Origin of the sequence: Bradyrhizobium uaiense, assembly GCF_010811875.1 — a bacterium.
Taxonomy (GTDB): Bacteria; Pseudomonadota; Alphaproteobacteria; order Rhizobiales; family Xanthobacteraceae; genus Bradyrhizobium; species Bradyrhizobium uaiense.
In genome coordinates this window covers 1-18,444 of sequence record NZ_VKHP01000197.1, presented here as the reverse complement: position 1 = coordinate 18,444, position 18,444 = coordinate 1, and the positions used below count along the sequence as shown (strand labels likewise).

Annotated in this window: 19 protein-coding genes; 9 read left to right on the top strand and 10 right to left on the bottom strand. The window is 65.5% G+C overall.

Annotation, left to right across the window (positions count from 1 at the left end):
- Positions 1–272 precede the first annotated feature (272 nt).
- Complete coding sequence (arfB, locus tag FNJ47_RS34360; RefSeq protein WP_163160346.1) at positions 273–692, top strand: alternative ribosome rescue aminoacyl-tRNA hydrolase ArfB; 420 nt, start codon at positions 273–275, stop codon at positions 690–692.
- A 156-nt stretch (positions 693–848) separates the two neighbouring features.
- Here arfB and FNJ47_RS34355 read toward each other — a convergent pair whose 3' ends face one another.
- A complete protein-coding gene (locus FNJ47_RS34355; protein ID WP_163160345.1) occupies positions 849–1,163 on the bottom strand; it encodes a hypothetical protein in 315 nt (104 codons plus the stop codon).
- Between the two features lie 416 nt (positions 1,164–1,579).
- Between FNJ47_RS34355 and FNJ47_RS34350 the strand changes: the two genes are divergently transcribed.
- Genes FNJ47_RS34350 through FNJ47_RS34335 form a run of 4 tightly spaced genes read left to right on the top strand, consistent with a single transcriptional unit; the run spans position 1,580 to position 4,470 of the window.
- On the top strand, positions 1,580–1,900 hold the full coding sequence (locus tag FNJ47_RS34350) for a c-type cytochrome (RefSeq protein WP_163160347.1): 321 nt from the start codon (positions 1,580–1,582) through the stop codon (positions 1,898–1,900).
- On the top strand, positions 1,901–2,296 hold the full coding sequence (locus tag FNJ47_RS34345; protein WP_163160344.1) for a VOC family protein: 396 nt from the start codon (positions 1,901–1,903) through the stop codon (positions 2,294–2,296). It begins immediately after the preceding gene.
- A 32-nt stretch (positions 2,297–2,328) separates the two neighbouring features.
- Positions 2,329–2,877, top strand: a complete 549-nt coding sequence (locus tag FNJ47_RS34340; RefSeq protein WP_163160343.1) for a gluconate 2-dehydrogenase subunit 3 family protein — start codon at positions 2,329–2,331, stop codon at positions 2,875–2,877.
- Positions 2,878–2,901: 24 nt separating this feature from the next.
- Entirely contained in the window at positions 2,902–4,470 is a 1,569-nt protein-coding gene (locus FNJ47_RS34335; RefSeq protein ID WP_163160342.1) for a GMC family oxidoreductase, read from the top strand.
- A gap of 125 nt (positions 4,471–4,595) precedes the next feature.
- Here the strand turns inward: FNJ47_RS34335 and FNJ47_RS34330 are convergent, their stop codons facing one another.
- On the bottom strand, positions 4,596–4,907 hold the full coding sequence (locus FNJ47_RS34330) for a ribbon-helix-helix domain-containing protein (RefSeq protein ID WP_163160341.1): 312 nt from the start codon (positions 4,905–4,907) through the stop codon (positions 4,596–4,598).
- 232 nt (positions 4,908–5,139) lie between these two features.
- On the opposite strand from FNJ47_RS34330, the gene mutL reads away from it, so the two are divergent.
- The gene (gene mutL / locus FNJ47_RS34325) at positions 5,140–6,957 is read left to right on the top strand and encodes a DNA mismatch repair endonuclease MutL (protein ID WP_163160340.1); all 1,818 of its coding nucleotides are present in this window, start codon (positions 5,140–5,142) and stop codon (positions 6,955–6,957) included.
- Positions 6,958–7,139: 182 nt separating this feature from the next.
- On the opposite strand, the gene FNJ47_RS34320 is transcribed toward mutL, so the two are convergent.
- From FNJ47_RS34320 to FNJ47_RS34310, 3 genes are read right to left on the bottom strand one after another with little or no spacing between them, the layout of a single operon-like run.
- Positions 7,140–7,838 (bottom strand): hypothetical protein, encoded by a 699-nt coding sequence (locus FNJ47_RS34320; protein ID WP_163160339.1) that lies wholly within the window; start codon positions 7,836–7,838, stop codon positions 7,140–7,142.
- A gap of 47 nt (positions 7,839–7,885) precedes the next feature.
- Positions 7,886–8,443, bottom strand: a complete 558-nt coding sequence (gene rsmD, locus FNJ47_RS34315; RefSeq protein ID WP_163160338.1) for a 16S rRNA (guanine(966)-N(2))-methyltransferase RsmD — start codon at positions 8,441–8,443, stop codon at positions 7,886–7,888.
- A 6-nt stretch (positions 8,444–8,449) separates the two neighbouring features.
- A complete protein-coding gene (locus tag FNJ47_RS34310; protein ID WP_163160337.1) occupies positions 8,450–10,534 on the bottom strand; it encodes a pseudouridine synthase in 2,085 nt (694 codons plus the stop codon).
- A gap of 131 nt (positions 10,535–10,665) precedes the next feature.
- On the opposite strand from FNJ47_RS34310, the gene FNJ47_RS34305 reads away from it, so the two are divergent.
- Complete coding sequence (locus FNJ47_RS34305; protein WP_163160336.1) at positions 10,666–11,124, top strand: nucleoside deaminase; 459 nt, start codon at positions 10,666–10,668, stop codon at positions 11,122–11,124.
- Between the two features lie 175 nt (positions 11,125–11,299).
- Here FNJ47_RS34305 and FNJ47_RS34300 read toward each other — a convergent pair whose 3' ends face one another.
- Positions 11,300–12,205 carry an alpha/beta fold hydrolase gene (locus FNJ47_RS34300; RefSeq protein ID WP_163160335.1) on the bottom strand — a complete coding sequence of 302 codons (906 nt, stop codon included), beginning with the start codon at positions 12,203–12,205 and terminating at the stop codon, positions 11,300–11,302.
- Positions 12,206–12,320: 115 nt separating this feature from the next.
- On the opposite strand from FNJ47_RS34300, the gene FNJ47_RS34295 reads away from it, so the two are divergent.
- Complete coding sequence (locus FNJ47_RS34295) at positions 12,321–13,553, top strand: acyl-CoA dehydrogenase family protein (protein ID WP_097671618.1); 1,233 nt, start codon at positions 12,321–12,323, stop codon at positions 13,551–13,553.
- 134 nt (positions 13,554–13,687) lie between these two features.
- Here FNJ47_RS34295 and purD read toward each other — a convergent pair whose 3' ends face one another.
- The 4 genes from purD to FNJ47_RS34275 all read right to left on the bottom strand — a co-directional run bounded on the left by purD (position 13,688) and on the right by FNJ47_RS34275 (position 16,463).
- Positions 13,688–14,971: a phosphoribosylamine--glycine ligase gene (gene purD / locus FNJ47_RS34290; RefSeq protein ID WP_163160334.1), complete on the bottom strand. Its 1,284-nt coding sequence runs from the start codon at positions 14,969–14,971 to the stop codon at positions 13,688–13,690.
- 97 nt (positions 14,972–15,068) lie between these two features.
- Entirely contained in the window at positions 15,069–15,368 is a 300-nt protein-coding gene (locus FNJ47_RS34285) for a winged helix-turn-helix domain-containing protein (protein ID WP_163160333.1), read from the bottom strand.
- Between the two features lie 4 nt (positions 15,369–15,372).
- Positions 15,373–15,924, bottom strand: a complete 552-nt coding sequence (locus tag FNJ47_RS34280; protein WP_163160332.1) for a hypothetical protein — start codon at positions 15,922–15,924, stop codon at positions 15,373–15,375.
- Positions 15,921–16,463, bottom strand: coding sequence for a DUF2306 domain-containing protein (locus FNJ47_RS34275; protein ID WP_163160331.1), 543 nt, complete (start codon positions 16,461–16,463; stop codon positions 15,921–15,923). The genes FNJ47_RS34280 and FNJ47_RS34275 overlap by 4 nt, the downstream gene beginning before the upstream one ends.
- A 149-nt stretch (positions 16,464–16,612) precedes the next feature.
- Between FNJ47_RS34275 and xseA the strand changes: the two genes are divergently transcribed.
- Positions 16,613–18,235, top strand: a complete 1,623-nt coding sequence (gene xseA, locus FNJ47_RS34270; RefSeq protein WP_163160330.1) for an exodeoxyribonuclease VII large subunit — start codon at positions 16,613–16,615, stop codon at positions 18,233–18,235.
- Positions 18,236–18,444: the final 209 nt, after the last annotated feature.

Here is an 18,444-nt window from a genome sequence, read left to right as displayed (position 1 = left end):
ACCCTCCCCCGCAAGGGGGGAGGGAGCCTGAGAGGCGTGCTCACCTTACGGCGTGTCACAACTGGCGCGGATACTTCGATTGGTGCAACGCTTCGATCGTCAGGGACGCACAAACGGATGGGCTCCCTCCCCCCTTGCGGGGGAGGGTTGGGGAGAGGGGTAAGCCACACACTCCGACCGATGACGTAACGGCCCCACACCAACACCGCCCGAGCACGCCCGGCACAAACCCGCTATTCTGCGGCCGCCGATTCTTCCCTCCGGGTGATGTCATGCTGCGGGTGTCCCGCGACCTTACGATCGACGAGAACGACATTGAGATCGTCTTTGTCCGCGCCTCCGGTCCGGGCGGACAGAACGTCAACAAGGTCTCGACCGCGGCGCAGCTTCGCTTCGACACCAACAAGATCGCGCTGCCGGCGGACGCTGTGCCGCGGCTGGCGCGCCTCGCCGGCAGCCGCATGACCAAGGACGGCGTGATCGTGATCCAGGCGTTTCGTTTCCGCACCCAGGAACGCAATCGCGCCGACGCGATCGAACGGCTGCTCGAGATGTTGAGGGAAGCGATGGTGCGGCCGACACCGCGGCGGCCGACCAAGCCGACGTTCGGCTCCAAGCAGCGCCGGCTCGAAGGCAAGAAGCGCCGCAGCGACGTCAAGGCGGGCCGCGGCACGCGCCGTTTCGACGACTAAAGCGCGATGAGATCAGGTTGAATCGTCATCGCGCTTTAGCCCCTTGTTTGAGCATGATCTTTTCGGAAAACCGCTTCGCACTTTTCCGGATCATGCTTGAAAGAACGCCGGACGCAGGCGCACGCGGCGCTGCATCCGGGATCCGATCATCGCGCGTCAGTACTTCTTGGTTGCGGGCGCCATCTCGGAACCACCTGATTTCGGTGACGTTGCGTGGCCGCTGCTGCTGCCGACCGTTCCCTTGCTGCCTGACTTGGCGCTGGTGCCGCTCTTCTGCGTCGGCGAAGTCGGCTGCGCGGCCATTTCCTCATCGCCGCTACCGGACATGCCGCCGCCCTGCTGCGTGGTCCCGGCGCCCGCTGCACCGCCGCGAAGCTGGGTATTCGGTGTGGCCGCGCCCTGTGCCAGGACGGGGCCGGCCATCGCGGCCGCGATGGCAAGGGCGAGCACGCTGGTTTTTGCAAACGTCATCCATTTCTCCTGGACTTTAATTGACGATGGAAGGAGCGGCGCAGGTCGTGCGCCGTTTGCAGCGCCGACCCTAAACCCCATCGTGCGAGACTGAATTTCCGCAAACGGCGCACACGCAATGCAAGCTGCGTCGTGTGGTGATCGTGCAGGGATTTCGCGGTCATTTTGCGAAATTGTCGTCCGCATATGCGGCAACCATCGGTTCCGCGCCAGATCACCGCCCATCTTTGTTCTGCTGTGAAACAGCCCGCTACTACCAACGGCTGATTTCAGGCCCCTACAGTCACGGCACAGAAGCGGTGATGTATATGACAAAGCTGCGCGCAGGGTGGACGGCAAGGTGGACGTTTGCGCTGGGATTTTGGGCGCTGGGATTTTGCAGCGCGATGTTTGCAGTGCAAATGGCCAGCGCGCAGATGCCCTTGCCTGCCGCCAAGCCGCCCGATGGGGCGACGCTGTTCAAGCAGCAATGCGCGACCTGCCACACCACCAACGCGACAGATCCGGTCCGACAGGGACCATCGCTTTACAAGATCGTCGGCCGCCATGCCGGCAAGGCTGACGGCTTCAAATATTCCGCTGCTTTCGCCAAGACCGATTTCGTCTGGGACGACGCCAGGCTGGATGCCTGGTTGACCAATCCGCAAGAGGTGATCCCCGGCGCCGTGATGGCCTATCGGCAGGCCAAGCCGGAAACCCGCGCCATGATCATCGCCTACCTGAAGGAGCTGAACTGAATGGCGAAACCCGTGCATTCGATGATCCGCGTGTTCGACGAGGCCAAGGCGCTCGACTTCTATCGTCGCGCGTTCGGCCTCGAGATCGCGGACAATCTGCGCTTTGCCGATTTCGTGCTGATCTATCTGCGCCATCCCTCCTCGCCCTTCGAGGTCGAGCTCACGGTCAATTTCGATCGCAAGGAGCCTTACACGCTCGGCGACGGCTATGGCCATCTCGCCGTCGTGGTCGACGACGTCGATGCCGAGCACGCTCGCTTCGAGAAGGAGAAACTGTCGCCCGGGCCGCTGCGCGACTTCAAACATGACGGCAAGACGTTGGCGCGCTTCTTCTTCGTCTCCGATCCCGACGGCTACAAGATCGAGGTGATCCAGCGCGGCGGGCGCTTCGGTTAATCCAATTACAAAAATGTCTATGGAGGAAACCAATGAGAGAAATCGATCGACGCAGCAAATATGACCGGCGTGTCTTTCTCAAAGGCGCGGCCGTCACCGCACCAGCAGTCGCGATCGCGACATCCACCGGGCTCGGCATCACCGATGCGTGGGCCGACGAGGCCGGCACGCTGACGCCGGCAACGATGAAGACGCTGTTGAAGATGGCGCGCGACATCTATCCGCACGATTTCCTCGGCGACAGCTACTACATATCAGCGGTCAAGCCGTGGGATGACAAGGCGGCCAAGGATCCGGCCGTCAAATCGCTGATCAATGACGGCGTCGCGCGGCTCGATCAGGAAGCCAACGAGCGCCACAAGATGCCCTATGCCCAGGTCGCCTGGGAAAACGATCGCGTCGCGCTGCTGCAACGGATCGAGGGGAGCGCGTTCTTCCAGAAGATCCGCGGCGATCTGATCGCCTCGCTCTACAACAACAAGGAGGTGTGGCCGAGGTTCGGCTACGAGGGCTCCTCCGCCGAGCATGGCGGCTACATCAAGCGCGGCTTCGCCGACATCGACTGGCTGCCCAAGGCTTGAAGCGGACAACGTCGGGAGGACACAATGGCAAAATTCGATCTGAATGACAGCGGCGTTGTCGTGATCGTCGGCTCCGGTGCCGGCGGCGGGACGCTCGGCAATGAACTGGCGCAGAAGGGCATCAAGGTCGTGATCCTGGAAGCCGGACCGCGCATCGAGAACCAGGACTTCATCAACGATGAATGGGACAGCTTCGGCCAGCTCGCCTGGTCGGACATGCGCACGACGTCCGGCAGCTGGCGCGTCCACAAGGACTTCCCCAATATTCCGGCCTGGATCGTGAAGGCGGTCGGCGGATCCACCGTGCACTGGGCCGGCGCCTCGCTCCGCTTCGATGAGCACGAGTTCAAGATCAAGTCGGCTTACGGCAACATCCCCGGCGCCAACCTGCTGGACTGGCCGATCACGCTCGCCGAGATGGAGCCCTATTACGCCAAGGCCGAGAACAAGATGGGCGTCACCCGCACCAACGGCATCCCCGGACTTCCCGGCAACAACAATTTCAAGGTGCTGGAAGCCGGCGCCAAAAAGCTCGGCTACAAGGAGGTGCACACCGGGCGGATGGCGATCAACAGCGAGCCGCGCGACGGCCGCGGCTCGTGCCAGCAGATCGGCTTCTGCTTCCAGGGCTGCAAGTCCGGCGCCAAATGGTCGACGCTCTACACCGAGATCCCGAAGGGCGAAGCCACCGGCAATCTCGAGGTGCGCCCCGGCAGCATGGTGATCAAGATCGAGCACGACCAATCCGGCAAGGTGACCGGCGTGGTCTACGCGGATGAGACCGGCGCGATGCAGCGCCAGAAGGCGCGCGTCGTCGCGGTCGCCGGCAACTCGATCGAGAGCCCGCGGCTGCTGCTCAACAGCGCCTCGAGCATGTTCCCGGATGGCCTTGCCAACTCATCCGGCCAGGTCGGTCGCAACTATTTGCGGCACATGACCGGCAGCGTGTATGCGACGTTCGAGAAATCGGTGCACATGTATCGCGGCACCACGATGGCCGGCATCATCCGCGACGAAGCGAAGAACGATCCGAAGCGCGGCTTCGTCGGCGGCTACGAGATGGAGACGCTGTCGCTCGGCCTGCCTTTCATGGCGGCATTCCTCAATCCCGGCGCCTGGGGCCGCAGCTTCACCAGCGCGATGGAAGGTTATCCGCGGATGGCCGGCATGTGGCTGGTCGGTGAGGACCTGCCGCAGGAGACCAACCGGATCACGCTGGACCCGAAAGAGAAGGACAAGTTCGGGATGCCGGTCGCCAGCGTGCATTTCGACGACCATCCGAACGACGTCGCGATGCGCGATCACGCCTACAAGCAGGGCGCCGCGGTGTATGAGGCGGTCGGCGCCACCGTGACCTATCCGACGCCGCCCTATCCCTCGACCCACAACATGGGCACCAACCGGATGAGCGAGAAGCCGCGCGACGGCGTGGTCAACAAGTTCGGCCAGAGCCACGACATCAAGAACCTGTTCGTCTCCGACGGCAGCCAATTCACGAGCGGAGCCGCCTGCAACCCGACACTGACCATCGTGTCGCTGGCGATCCGGCAGGCCGACACCATCGCAGGCGCGATGCAGCGCAAGGAGATCTAGCACACCGAAAGGCGAGCTTCGGCCCTGATCTCGATCAGAACCGAAGCCTGAGTTCCCTCGCAACTCAAACGGCCTTGTCCTACCCAGGACAAGGCCGTTGTTTTCTGCGCGATGAATCCGAAGACCTATTCGGCGGCGTCCAAAATGGGCTGGCCCTGGAATGCGGGCACCGCCGCAACGCTCTGCGAGCGATAGATCAGGCAGCAGCACCGCAGCAGCGATGCGAAATTATTGACCTCGCCATGATGGTCGAGCACTTCGCCATACAGCGTGGTAACGAACTTCGCGACGCTCATCCCCTCCTTGGCCGCGATCTCCTCCAGCGTGTCCCAGAACGACATTTCCAGCCGGATCGAGGTGCAATGACCACCGATCCGCAGCGACCGGGTCTGCGACTCATAATTGCGCTGCGGCTGGTGCGAGAACAAATGGCACATGGCTATCCTCCCGATCGGATTATAATTTTTCTAAACGATATACCCCCGCATGCGGCGTCACAATCGCCACGTAGGGCGTAGCGGGCGCACACGCGAAGGTGAGTATCTTCAAGGCGATAGGGCGGCTCCGTCCCCAGCTAAAGGCAGCTATTCGCGGACCGCCCCATGCATTTGGCCGACGAGCCGACTAGAATGGCGCCGACCCTCGAATCTCCGTCCGATCGCGCAATCCATGCCCGTCCGCCAGCTCCCCGAACAGCTCGTCAACCGCATCGCCGCCGGCGAAGTGGTCGAACGCCCTGCGAGCGTCGTCAAGGAACTGGTCGAGAACGCGATCGACGCCGGCGCGAGCCGGATCGACGTTTTCACCGATGGCGGCGGGCGGCGCCGGATCGGCATCACCGACGACGGCGGCGGCATGACACGATCAGACCTTGCGCTCGCGGTCGACCGCCACGCCACCTCCAAGCTCGACGATGAAGACCTGCTGCGCATCCGCACGCTCGGGTTCCGCGGCGAGGCGCTGCCGTCGATCGGCGCGGTCGCCAAGCTCGGCATCACCACGCGCCATGCCGGCGAGCCGCATGCTTGGTCGCTGTCGGTCGAGGGCGGCGAGAAGTCGGAGGTCATGCCGGCCGCGCTCGGCCAGGGCACCCGCGTCGAGGTCAACGAACTGTTCTACGCAACGCCGGCGCGGCTGAAATTCCTCAAGACCGACCGCACCGAGGCGGAAGCGATCCGCGAAGTGGTGCGCCGCCTCGGCATGGCGCGCCCCGACATCGCCTTCACGCTGGCGGGCGAAGAGCGCGCGCCGGTCACCTGGGCCGCAGCACTTCCCGGCGCGGCCGGACGGCTGACGCGGCTCGGCGACATCCTTGGCGCGGACTTTCGCGCCAGCGCGATCGAGGTGCGCGCCGAGCGCGAAGGCGTCGTGGTCGAGGGCTTTGCCGCCGCGCCGTCGTTGACCCGCGCCAATGCGCTCGGACAATATCTGTTCGTCAACGGCCGCCCGGTGCGCGACAAGCTGATCCTCGGCGCCGTGCGCGCGGCCTATTCCGATTATCTGCCGCGCGACCGCCATCCCGTGGTGGCGCTGTTCGTGACCTGCGACCCGCAAGAGGTCGATGCCAATGTGCATCCGGCCAAGACCGAGGTGCGCTTCCGCAATGCCGGCCTGGTGCGCGCGCTGATCGTGCACGCCCTGAAGGAGGGCCTTGCGCGCGAAGGCAGGCGCACCGCGGCCAACACCGCCGACGGCGCCGCGCTCTCGGCGTTCCGCCCGGCCTTCACGCCGCCGCGCCCGAGCAATTGGGACTGGCGCGGCTCGCCGTCCTATCCGGTCAATCCGACGCGTTCGTTCGATGGCGCGGCGGCGCCCGCCTTCGCCGAGCCCGGACAGGCCGCCTTCGACGTCGGCGCGCCGACCGCCGATGTGCGCTTCGAGACCGCACCCGCGCCCGACATGCTCGACCGGCCGCTGGGCGCCGCGCGCACCCAGATCCACGAGACCTACATCGTGTCGCAGACCCGCGACGGCCTCATCGTGGTCGACCAGCACGCGGCGCATGAGCGCATCGTCTATGAGAAGCTGAAGGCCTCGCTGACGAAGAACGGCGTGCAGCGGCAGATCCTGTTGATCCCCGAGATCGTCGAGCTCGATGAAGCGACCGTCGAGAAGCTGCTCGATCGCGCCGAGGAGCTGGCCTCGTTCGGGCTCGCGATCGAATCCTTCGGACCCGGCGCGGTCGCCGTGCGCGAGACGCCCTCGCTGCTCGGCAAGGCCAACGCGGCCGGTCTGTTACGCGAGCTCGCCGAGCACATGGCTGAATGGGACGAGGCGCTGCCGCTGGAGCGCCGGCTGATGCATGTCGCCGCCACCATGGCCTGCCACGGCTCGGTCCGCGCCGGGAGACGCCTCAAACCGGAAGAGATGAACGCGCTGCTGCGCGAGATGGAAGACACGCCGAACTCCGGCCAGTGCAACCACGGCCGGCCGACCTATGTCGAGTTGAAGCTATCCGATATCGAGAAGCTGTTCGGGCGGAGATAAGTCTGCATACTCAGCTGTCGTCGCCCGGCTCGACCGGGCGATCCAGTACGCCGCGGCTGTTGTGATCAGTCGAGAGGCCTCGGCGTACTGGATCACCCGCATGCGCGGGTGATGACAGCATAACAAGCGACAACGCTACGCCCTCCGAAGCTGCTTTCGCAGGGACGACAGATCAGAGCATCCTACGAATTCTTGCCGGTGAACACCTCAAGCGCCGTGCGCAACTGCGCGATCCAATCATCGCCGTGCTCGAACCCGCCTGCCGCGATCCGCTTGCAAACCTGATCAAGATCTTCACCACTGGCCTGATCCCCGGCCAATTGCCGCGCGATCGCGACATAGCCGTCCGTCAGCAGCACCAGGCCGGGGGCGCTCGCGTCGACATAGTTCTGACGCGCACCACGAAAGATATCGATCGCCTCGAGATGTCGACCTAGCGCCAGATCGAAGGCACCCACCAGCCAGGCGCCCGTTCCCAGCCGCAATGGTCCGAACCCCAGCTCCTGCACGAGTTCGAGTGAACGCTCTGCGAGGTCGCGCGCCGCCAGCAGAATATCTGACTTGATCGGCTTGTCCGAAACGCTCCAGCCCGGCCAGCAATCGGCCGCGGCATTGAACGTCATCCGCTGAACCATCTGGAGCGCTTCGTGCGCGTCGCCATCCAGCGCGCCGCGACGGCGCTCGATCTGATCGGCAGCATCGCGCGCAGCCGCAAGCAGCGCCGCGTCATCGCGCCCGCCGCGCAGGTCCTTGACACGCTTCTCAAGCTGACCCGCGAGCTCGGCAAGAGTATCGGCCATGGTTCGCCCCCGAAACGCGACGATGAATCGGTCGTATGGTGGATTAGCCGAACGTGTCTGCGCGTCGCGCGCCCCGATCACAGGCTCCGTCCGTCGCCCAGCATAAGGTAGGCGAACGCCGGTCCGCCCTACACTTTTCCGCGAAGGAACACGAATTCCGTATCGTCATACGCCCGTCGCTCGAGTTCCTCGAAGCCTTCGGACGCCACGAACGAAGCGGCCTTTGCCTCTTCCACCACGAGCAACGCGCCCGGCGTCAGCCAGCCGCCGTCGCGCAGCGAGGCGAGTGCCTTCTCGGCAAGTCCCTTGCCATAGGGCGGATCGAGAAACACCAACGAGAACGGCTCGACCGGATGCGCCGGTCCGAGATCGGTGGCATCGCGGCGATAGACCTTGGTGGTCCCGCCGAGGCCGAGCGATTCGACATTGTTGCGCAGCAGCGCCCTCGCCTCGGCGCCGTTGTCGACGAACAGCGTGAATTTCGCGCCGCGCGAGGCGGCCTCGATACCGAGCGCGCCGGTGCCGGCAAAAAGATCGAGCACGCGGGCGTCCTCGATCGGATTGTCGTAGGCGTGGATCAGGATGTTGAACACGGACTCGCGCAGGCGGTCCGCGGTCGGACGGATCTCGCGGCCCGAGGGCGAAGCGAGATTGCGGCCCTTCAGCCTGCCCCCGACGACACGCATCGACCGTTACTCGTCCTGCGGCTTGAGATCGCGCTTGCCGTGATAGCCGCGCTTGGGGCGGCGCGGCGGGCCGTAGCCATTGGCCTCGTCCTCGTTGCGGGCGCGGGCTTCCTCGCTGCCGGTACGCTGCACCAGCACGCGGCGGCCCTTGCGATCGTTGATCACCGCCCGCTTTGCGGCCGGCTTTCTGGGCGGCGCGTCGCCATCGTCACGCTGCTCAGGCCGTGTGAAGTCCGCGCCTGCGATCTTGGCGACCTTCTCGCCGAGCTGCTCGCGCAGCACCCGCGTCTTGACCTCCTCGACCTTGCCCTCCTCGAGCTCGCCGAGCTGGAACGGGCCGTAGGAGATCCGGATCAGCCGGTTCACCTCGAGCCCAAGATGCGCCATCACGTTGCGCACCTCGCGGTTCTTGCCCTCGCGGATCGCGAACACCACCCAGACGTTGGAGCTCTGGTCGCGCTCCAGTGTCGCCTCGATCGGCCCGTACTTGACGCCGTCGACCTCGACGCCGTCCTTGAGCTGGTCGAGCTGAGCCTGCGTGACCTCGCCATGCGCGCGCACGCGGTAGCGACGCAGCCATCCGGTGTCGGGATGCTCCAGCGTCCGCGCCAGCCCGCCGTCATTGGTCAGCAGCAACAGGCCTTCGGTGTTGAAATCGAGCCGGCCGATCGAGATCAGCCGCGGCAGGCCCTCGGGCAGATTGTCGAACACGGTCGGCCGCCCCTCGGGATCGGCATGCGTCGTCATCAGCCCGCGCGGCTTGTGATACATGAACAGCCGGGTCCGCTCGCGCGGCGGCAACGGCTTGCCGTCGACCGCCACGACATCATTGTCGGTGATATCGAGCGCCGGCGAGTTGATCACGCGTCCGTTGACGGTGACGCGCCCCTGCGTGACGATCTCCTCGGCATCGCGGCGCGAGGCGAGACCGGCGCGCGCCAGCACCTTGGCGATCCGCTCACCTGACTTCTTCGGCTTCGGCTCGGGACGCTCGCGGCGATCGTCGGTGGAGCGCTCGCGATAGGCGCCGCGGCCCCCGAAGGCCGGGCGCTTCGCAAACACCTTGCTGTCGTCCTCATTGTCGCGGCGCGGCCGATCGCCGAAACGACCCTCGCTGCGCGGATGCTCCTGCCAGTCGGTGCGGCCTTCGGGGCGCTCGCGACGACGGCTCTCGCGGCCGCCATCTTCCTCATTGCGATCCCAGCGCGGTCGGCTGAACTTCGGACGATCGCCCTGCTCACGATCGTCGCGGGACCGGGGGAACCGCGGACGTTCGTCGCCGCCGCGGTCATCGCGCGACCTGTCGTAACGCGGCTTGTCGAAATTGCGCGGACCGTCGCGGAACGGACGCGAACCGCGCTCCGGACGATCGGAGCCGCCCTCGCGCTTCTGCCACGGCTTGGATTCGCCGCGCGGCGGACGATCGCCAAAGTCCTTGCGCGGGCCGCGGTCGCCATCGCGCTTGAACTTGCTGTCGCCGCCGAATTTCCGCGCGGGCCGATCGCCGTCGCGCGAAGGGCGGTCGCCGAACGATCGCTCACCACGCGGTGTATAGGGACGCTTCTCGCCATCACGCTCGCGCGGCGCGTAGGGTTTCCGATCGCCGAACTTGCGGTCGGACGACCGACCGGCCGGGCGGGCGTCGTCGCGATCGCGGCGCGGCCCGCGGTCATCGCGACTAAAGTTCGGGCGGTCACCGCGCGGCTTGAACGAACGCTTTTCGCCATCGCCGTCACGGTCAAATCTCGGCCGGTCGCCGCGCGGCTTGAAGGTGCGCTTCTCGCCATCGCCGTCGCGTGGCGGACGGTCACGTAACGGTCGATCTCCGCGGGGACGGTCGCCGTCGCGGCTGAACCTGGGCTTGTCGCCGAAATCGCGGCGCGGCGGGCGGTCTTCGCGATCACCGCGATACGGACGCTTCTCGCCATCGCCCTTGCCGGCAAAGTCCTTGCCGCCGAAACCGCGCTTGGCGAACTTCTTGTCCGGTCCGCGAGCTGCGCCGGAGCGGCCCTTGCCGCCGCCGGCCCGACCCTGGCCACCGCCGGGCCGCCGGCCGCGGGAATCGTTGTGTTTGTCGCTATCGCGGGGCATGAATGTTCTCGCCTGGGCGTTCAATTGGGGTGCAAGGGCCAACCGGTCGTACGCGCCCTCTTGGCAGCGCGCTTGACGCAAAACCGGCATCCACTTTTGCTGAAGGCGAAGCTACTAGCAGGTTTCTTCCGATGATACGAGGCATGACAGCCCCTTCTTTCATGGATTTGGCGCTGAAAACCGCCGAAAATGCCGGAAAAGCTGGCGAAGTTCCGATCGGATGCGTCATTGTGCGGGGCTACGAGGTGATCGCCACCGCCGGCAACCGCACCCTGACCGACCGCGACCCCACTGCGCACGCCGAAATCCTGGCGATCCGGCAGGCCGCAGAGGCCATCGGTACCGAACGGCTGGTCGATTGCGACCTCTACGTCACGCTGGAGCCCTGCACCATGTGCGCCGGCGCGATTTCCTTTGCCCGCATCCGCCGGCTGTATTACGGCGCCGCCGACCCCAAGGGCGGCGCGGTCGAGTCCGGCGTGCGGTTCTTCGCACAGCCGACCTGTCACCACGTGCCGGAGATCTACGGCGCGGTGGGGGAGAGCGAGGCGGCGCGCCTGTTGCGGGAGTTCTTCAGAGAACGGCGCTGACGAATCCGTAGCCCGGATGAAGCGCCGCGCAATCCGGGATCAAGCATCCGTGGAAACCTCCCCGGATTTCGCTTCGCTGCATCCGGGCTACACACCTCTCAGCATGTAAGATGCTAATCCGTCATCCCCGCGCAAAGGCTCCGCCTTTGCGCGGGGATGACGGGGCTGGGTTCAGCTACCCCGCCAGGAAAAACTCCCGCAGCAGCTTCGCCGTCGCATCCGGAGCCTCCTCGGGCAGGAAATGCCCCGACGGCACCGGCGCGCCGCTGACATTGGTGGCCCAATTCTTCCAGGTGTCGAGCGGAGTCGTTGCGGCGCTGGCAACGCCGGCATCGCCCCACAGCGCCAGCATCGGGATCGTGATCTTCTTGCCGGCGTCGACATCGGCCTTGTCGATCTCATAATCGGCATAGGCGCCGGCGCGGTAGTCCTCGCACATCGCGTGGATGCGTGCGGGATCGCGGAACGGCGCCAGGTAATGCGCGAGCGCGCGCGGATCGATCGCCTCCAGCGTCTTGGTCCGGGTCTGGCTCGCCATCTTCTCCTTGAGGAAGAATTCGCCATTATTGGAGATCAGCGTCTCCGGCAGCGGATAGGGCTGCGCCAGGAAGGCCCAGTGGTAGATCTTCAGCGCCGAGAGCCGATTGAGCTTCTGCCAGTAGTCATAAGTCGGCGCGATATCGAGCACCGCGAGCCTCGACAGCCGGCCGGGATGATCGAGCGCGAGCCGATACGACACCCGGCCGCCGCGATCGTGACCGGCGAGCGCGAAATGCACATGGCCGAGCTGCTCCATCGCCTCGACCATGGTCTTCGCCCAGGCTCGCTTGGTGTAGGGCGTATGGTCCTTGTCGCTGTCGGGCATGTCGGACCAGCCGTAGCCCGGCAGGTCGGCGATGATCAGCGTGAACTTGTCGTCGAGTTTCGGCGCAACCGTATGCCACATCACATGCGTCGACGAGAAGCCGTGCAGCAGCAGCAAGGGCGGGCCCTTGCCGCCGACGCGGGCGAAGATGCGGCCCTGCGAGGTGTTGATCCATTTGGATTCATAGCCGGGAAAAAGGTCAGCGAGATCAGGCATCGAAGGCTCCTCCCGGTCGCGTGCGCCGTGCTTCAAACTTTGTTCGGCGTTGCCGCTGGGCTGGTTTATGCCATCCTGAGGTCCTGCCAACAACAACACGAAACGAGGAAGTGCCATGTCGATCGATTTCGAGATTCCTGCCGAGGCCAAGGCGATCCGCGAGAAGGTGCGCAAGTTCGTGCACGACGAGTGCATTCCGGCGGAAAAGGAACTCGACACCAAGCCGCTTGCCGAGGTGCTGGCACCGCTGCGGAAGAAGGCCCGCGCGCAGGGCCTGTGGTGTCCCTTCGTGCCGAAGGAGTATGGCGGTATGGGCCTCGGCCCGCTCGCCAATGCGCTGGTGCAGATGGAGCTCGGCGAGAGCATGCTCGGCGCGCTGTCGATGAACACGCAGGGGCCGGACGACGCCTCGATGATGACGATCCTGGCGCACGGCACCGAGTACCAGAAGGAGAAATTCCTCAAGCCCCTGCTGAACGGCGAGAAGCGGATCTGCTTCTCGATGACGGAGAAGGCCGCCGGCGCCGACGCCACCGGCATGCAGACCACGGCGGTGAAGGACGGCAACGAGAACTACATCCTCAACGGCGAGAAATGGTTCTCCTCGTCGGCGAGCGTCGCCGACATGGCACTGGTCATGGCGAAGACCGATCCGAACGCCCCGCGCCACAAGCAATACTCGACCTTCATCGTCGAGCTGCCCAACCCCGGCTACCGCATCAAGCGCAACGTCGCCAACATGGCGATCGAAGGCCCGCATGACGACGTGATCCACGGCGGCCACTCCGAGATCGAGATCAAGGATCTGAAGGTGCCCGCCGACAATCTGCTCGGCGGCGAGGGCAACGGCTTCAACATGGGCCAGCATCGCCTCGCCTACGGCCGGCTGCGCCACGGCATGCACAACGTCGCCAAGGCGCAGCGCGCGCTCGACATGGCGGCAGCCCACGTCACCAAGCGCTCGACCTTCGGCCAGTTGCTGGCCGACCGGCAAGCGGTGCAGTTCATGCTCGCCGACTGCGCCAGCGAGCTCTATATCGGCCGGCTGATGCTGCTGCACATCGCCTACAAGGCGGAGAAGGGCCTCGACATCCGCCAGGAGAACTCGATCGCCAAGATCTTCCACGCCCACATGGTGCACAAGGTGATCGACACCGCGATCCAGCTCCACGGCGCGCTCGGCTTCAGCCAGGATACGCCGCTGGCGAAATGGTACACCCAGGTGCGCTCGCAGCGGCTGGTCGACGGCCCGGATGAAGTGCACAAGTGGAAGATCGGCAAGAACGTCATCAAGGCGTTCCGCGAGCACGGCACCACGGCGAGCGCGGCGGGCGGGGATTTGCTGTAGCTAATCGTCATTGCGAGCGAAGCGAAGCAATCCACTTCTCCGAACGGGGATAGATGGATTGCTTCGTCGCGGAGCTTGTCATCGGGCGCGCGTTCGCGCGACCCGTTGGCTCCTCGCAATGACGGTGGAAAGAGCTATCCCTTCGCCTGCTCCGCCTCCACCGCCTGCCAGGCGATGTCGCGGCGGCAGAAGCCGTCGGGCCATTTGATGCGATCGACCGCCTGATAGGCGCGGTCGCGCGCTTCGGTAACCGTCTTGCCCATTGCGCAGACGTTCAGCACGCGACCTCCGTTGGCAAGGATTGCGCCATCCTTCGCCACCGTGCCGGCGTGGAAGATCTCGACGCCCTCGACCTTGGCGGCATCATCGAGGCCGTCGATCCGCGTCCCCTTGATGTAGTCGCCGGGATAGCCCTTGGCCGCCATCACCACGGTCAGCGCCGGGTCCGGATACCAGCGGAGATCAAAGTTCTTCAACTGCCCGTCGATCGAGGCGAGCAGCGCCGGCACGATGTCCGACATCATCCGCAGCATCATCACCTGGCACTCGGGATCGCCGAAGCGGACATTGTATTCGAACAGCTTTGGGCCCTGCGCGGTCAGCATCACACCGGCATAGAGCACGCCCTTGAACGGCGTGCCGCGGCTCTTCATTCCGGCCACCGTCGGCAGGATGATCCGCGCCATGATCTGGTCGTGGATTTCAGGCGTCACGAACGGCGTCGGCGAATAGGCGCCCATGCCGCCGGTGTTCGGCCCCTTGTCGTGATCGAACACCCGCTTGTGGTCCTGCGCGGTAGCCAGCGGGATCGCAGTCTCGCCGTCGCAGAGCGCGAAGAAGCTGATCTCGCGGCCCGAGAGGAATTCCTCGATCACGACCTCGGCGCCGGCCGAGCCGAAGGCGCCCTCGAACATCATCGCGATCGCGGCTTCAGCCTCAGGCAGCGTCTGCGCCACCACGACGCCCTTGCCGGCGGCAAGCCCGTCAGCCTTGACCACGATCGGCGCGCCCTGGGCGCGGACGTAGGCGGTCGCGTCCTTTGCATTGTCGAAGCGGCGATAGGCGCCGGTCGGAATGTCGAACTCGCTGCAGAGGTCCTTCGTGAAGCCCTTCGAACCCTCGAGCTGCGCAGCCTGCTTGCTCGGCCCGAACGCCTTGATGCCGACAGCGTCGAGGTCATCGACGATCCCGGCGGCCAGCGGCGTCTCCGGGCCGACCACCACCAGATCGACCGCGTTGCGCCGGCAGAACTCGACCACCGCGGCATGGTCGGCGACAGCGAGCCCGATGCATTCGGCCTCGCGCGCGATCCCGGCGTTGCCCGGCGCGCACCAGAGTTTCGTCACCAGCGGGGACGCGGCGATCTTCCAAGCCAGCGCATGTTCGCGGCCGCCGGAACCGAGCAGGAGGATGTTCATCAGATACAGGCTCAAAAGGGTGCAAGAGCTGTGTCGGTCGCACGAATCCCCGCCGGCCTGCAAGGGGCGATGGGGCCGATTCCCCCGTCATTCCGGCTCACGGCTGCTTGCCGGCGATGATCTGCTGCAGCGTCGCGACATGGCGAGCGAAGGCGCCTCGGCCGGCCGCGGTGGCGGTCACCGTGGTCTGCGGCTTCTTGCCGACGAAGGCCTTGTCGACCGCGACATAGCCGGCCTTTGCCAAAGTCTCGATATGGGCGCCGAGATTGCCGTCGGTGGCGCCCGTCAGCTTCTTCAGCCGCGCGAATTCGAGGCCGGTCGAAACCGGCAGCGCGTTGAGCGCCGCCATGATCCGCAGCCGCAGCGGCTGGTGAATGATCTCGTCGAGTTCCGCCATCGCGTCAGATCCGGCGCATCCAGAGGCCGCCCACGACCAGGCCGCCGCCATGCACCACCGCCATCCACAGCAGCAGTGCCGGACCGGCGTAGAAATAGCCGATCACGATCAGCGCGCTGGTGCCGAGCGCGATCACGATGAAGGCATAGCCGAACCACAGGCCGGCAAGCGCGTAGAACAGCATCGTGAAGATCGGCCAGAACACGAGCATCTGGCGCGGTCCGAAATGGCCCAGCACCACCGAGCAGAAAATGCCGAATGCGATGAACAGCACGAACGCCATCAGCAATCGGATGGCGAAGGCGCCCGCCCCCGGACCGACACCGCTGAACGCAGCAATTCCAATAGAGCCTGCGATTCCGACGAGATCGGTCACGATCCAGATCGCATAACCCAGAGGGGGCCATGTGTAGTTGGCGATGTAGCCCAGGAAGACCAACAAGCCCCACATGATGATGATGAGACTGGCGGTCTGATAGATCCGCGACTGGCGGACGCGCCGGACGACGTCGTTGATGTCATCCAGCGCCGCACTGGCCTGCTGGCTGTCGATCATATCGATGCCCCACCCTGCTCGGCCAGCTTGGCGGACACCGGCGGCGGCTCCGCCGGCGGGCGATATCGCCCGATCAAGACGTATGCAATCGTCATGGTTGCGATCGAGAGCGCCAATGCCACGAGCCCAATTTGCCCACGCGTCATCGGCGGCAGCAGACGCACCACGATTTCCGTTGCCGCCGCCGACGTCAGCGACGCGTAGGACCAGGAGATGAAATAGTAGTGCTTCAGCCGCCAGTTCACTGGCCGCGGGCTACGCAGCAGCGGAACAATCGCCGCCACGATGCAGGCGAAGTTCACGATCGCGCCGACATGGAACAGGTTGAGAGCGCCGGTGAACCGGTAGACCAGCATCGCGGTCCCGTCAGCGACCAGCATGGCATAGACGTAGAAATAGCCGCGCGCCCGATGACCCGCGCCGCGCTTTGGGCGCAGGAACTGGATCAGCCCGACACCGATGCACAGGACAGCCACGACGGCGTGGACCGCCCCTGCCGCGGAATGGACCAAACTTGCCAACGTCACCTGCGGGATCATCGGTCAGCCCCTCCAACCAGGTCGCCATCACCACGATACAGAGAACTCTATATCACAGAGTATATGGACAAACAACCCCGCGCATTGGCGATGGCGGGCAAAAGTCCCTACGTTGCGCTGAAGCTCACAAACAGCCGAATCACCTGCAAATGACTGCTGCCGCGCCTAGCCTCGTCAACGCGCCTGAATTCACCGTCTCGGAACTCTCGTCCGCCCTGAAGCGGACGGTGGAGGACCGGTTCGGCCATGTCCGCGTCCGCGGCGAGATCTCCGGCTTTCGCGGCCCACACTCCTCCGGCCACTGCTATTTCGCGCTGAAGGACGAGAGCGCCAAGATCGAGGCGGTGATCTGGAAATTCGCCCATGCCCGGATGCGCTTCAAGCCGCAGGAGGGCCTCGAGGTCATCGCCACCGGCAAGCTGACCACCTATCCGAACTCGTCCAAATACCAGATCGTCATCGATTCGCTGGAGCCGGCCGGCGTCGGCGCGCTGATGGCGCTGATGGAGGAGCGCAAGAAGAAGCTCGCGGCCGAGGGCCTGTTCGACGAGGCCCGCAAGCAGTTGCTGCCCTGGCTGCCCGAGGTGATCGGCGTCGTGACGTCGCCGACCGGGGCGGTGATCCGCGACATCCTGCATCGGCTGGAGGACCGCTTCCCCCGCCGCGTGCTGGTCTGGCCGGTCAAGGTGCAGGGCGAAGGCTCGGCCGAGCAGGTCGCGGCCGCGATCCGCGGCTTCAACGCGCTGCCGGAGGGCGGCCGGATTCCGCGGCCGGATCTCTTGATCGTCGCGCGCGGCGGCGGCTCGCTGGAGGACCTGTGGTCCTTCAACGAGGAGATCGTGGTCCGCGCCGCATCCGAGAGCCATATCCCGCTGATCTCGGCGGTCGGCCACGAGACCGACATCACCCTGATCGACTTCGTCGCCGACAAGCGCGCGCCGACGCCGACTGCCGCTGCCGAAATGGCGGTGCCGGTGCGGAGCGAGCTGTTCGTCGAAGTCCAGGGGCTCGCCCGCCGCACCATGGTGTGCTGGCAGCGTGCCCAGGAGGCCCGCCGCACCGAGCTGCGCGCCGCGGCGCGCGCGCTGCCGGCGGCGAACGAATTGCTGGCGATCCCGCGGCAGCGGCTCGACCATCTTGCAGCAGGGCTGCCGCGCGGGTTGAAGGCCAATTCGCACGCCCATTTCCGCCGCTTCGCCGCGAGCAGTTCGCGCCTCACCATCGGCGTGCTGCGCGGCCAGGTCGCGCACGCAAGGCAGCGGCTGACCGCATCCGGCGAGCGCATCACGCTGTCGGCGCGCGCACTACTGCATCGCCGCCGTGAGCGGTTCAGCGGGCTCGAGATCCGCCTCAAGGCCTCCAAGCTTGCCAACGCCAAGGCGCAGCGCAATGCGATCGCTCGTGATCTGGAGCGCACCCACCGCCTCGCCGAGCGCGCCCGCCGCGCGCTGCTGACGACACTGCAGCGGCTCGAGGCGCGTGTCGCCCATCGCAGCCAGCTGCTGTCGGCGCTGTCCTATCGCGGCGTGCTGGCGCGCGGCTTTGCGCTGGTGCGCGACGAGCACGGACATGCACTGCATTCCGCCGCCGCAGTCGGCCCGAACGCGAGCCTGTCGATCGAGTTCGCCGACGGCCGCGTCGCTGCCACCACGAATGCCGATCAGCCCGCGGCGACGGCGACGCCCGAGAGCCAGCCGAAAGCTCAGCGCGAGGCAAAGCCGGCGGCGCCGAAGCGCGTTACCAAGCCGATCGATCAGGGCAGCTTGTTCTGATTTTCTTTGGAGCATGATCTCCGCGCAAACGCTTCGCGTTTCTCGCGGGGAAAACCGCTGCGCACTTTTCCGGATCATGCTCTAGGTGGTGTGGACTCTAAGGATTCCCTTTTAGGAGCAAATCAGATTCAAGGCTGCTTTTGGGGAGGCCGTCTTGGGTGTGATGGACCGTTTGGTATTGAGCGACGCGGCGTGGAAGCGGATGGCGC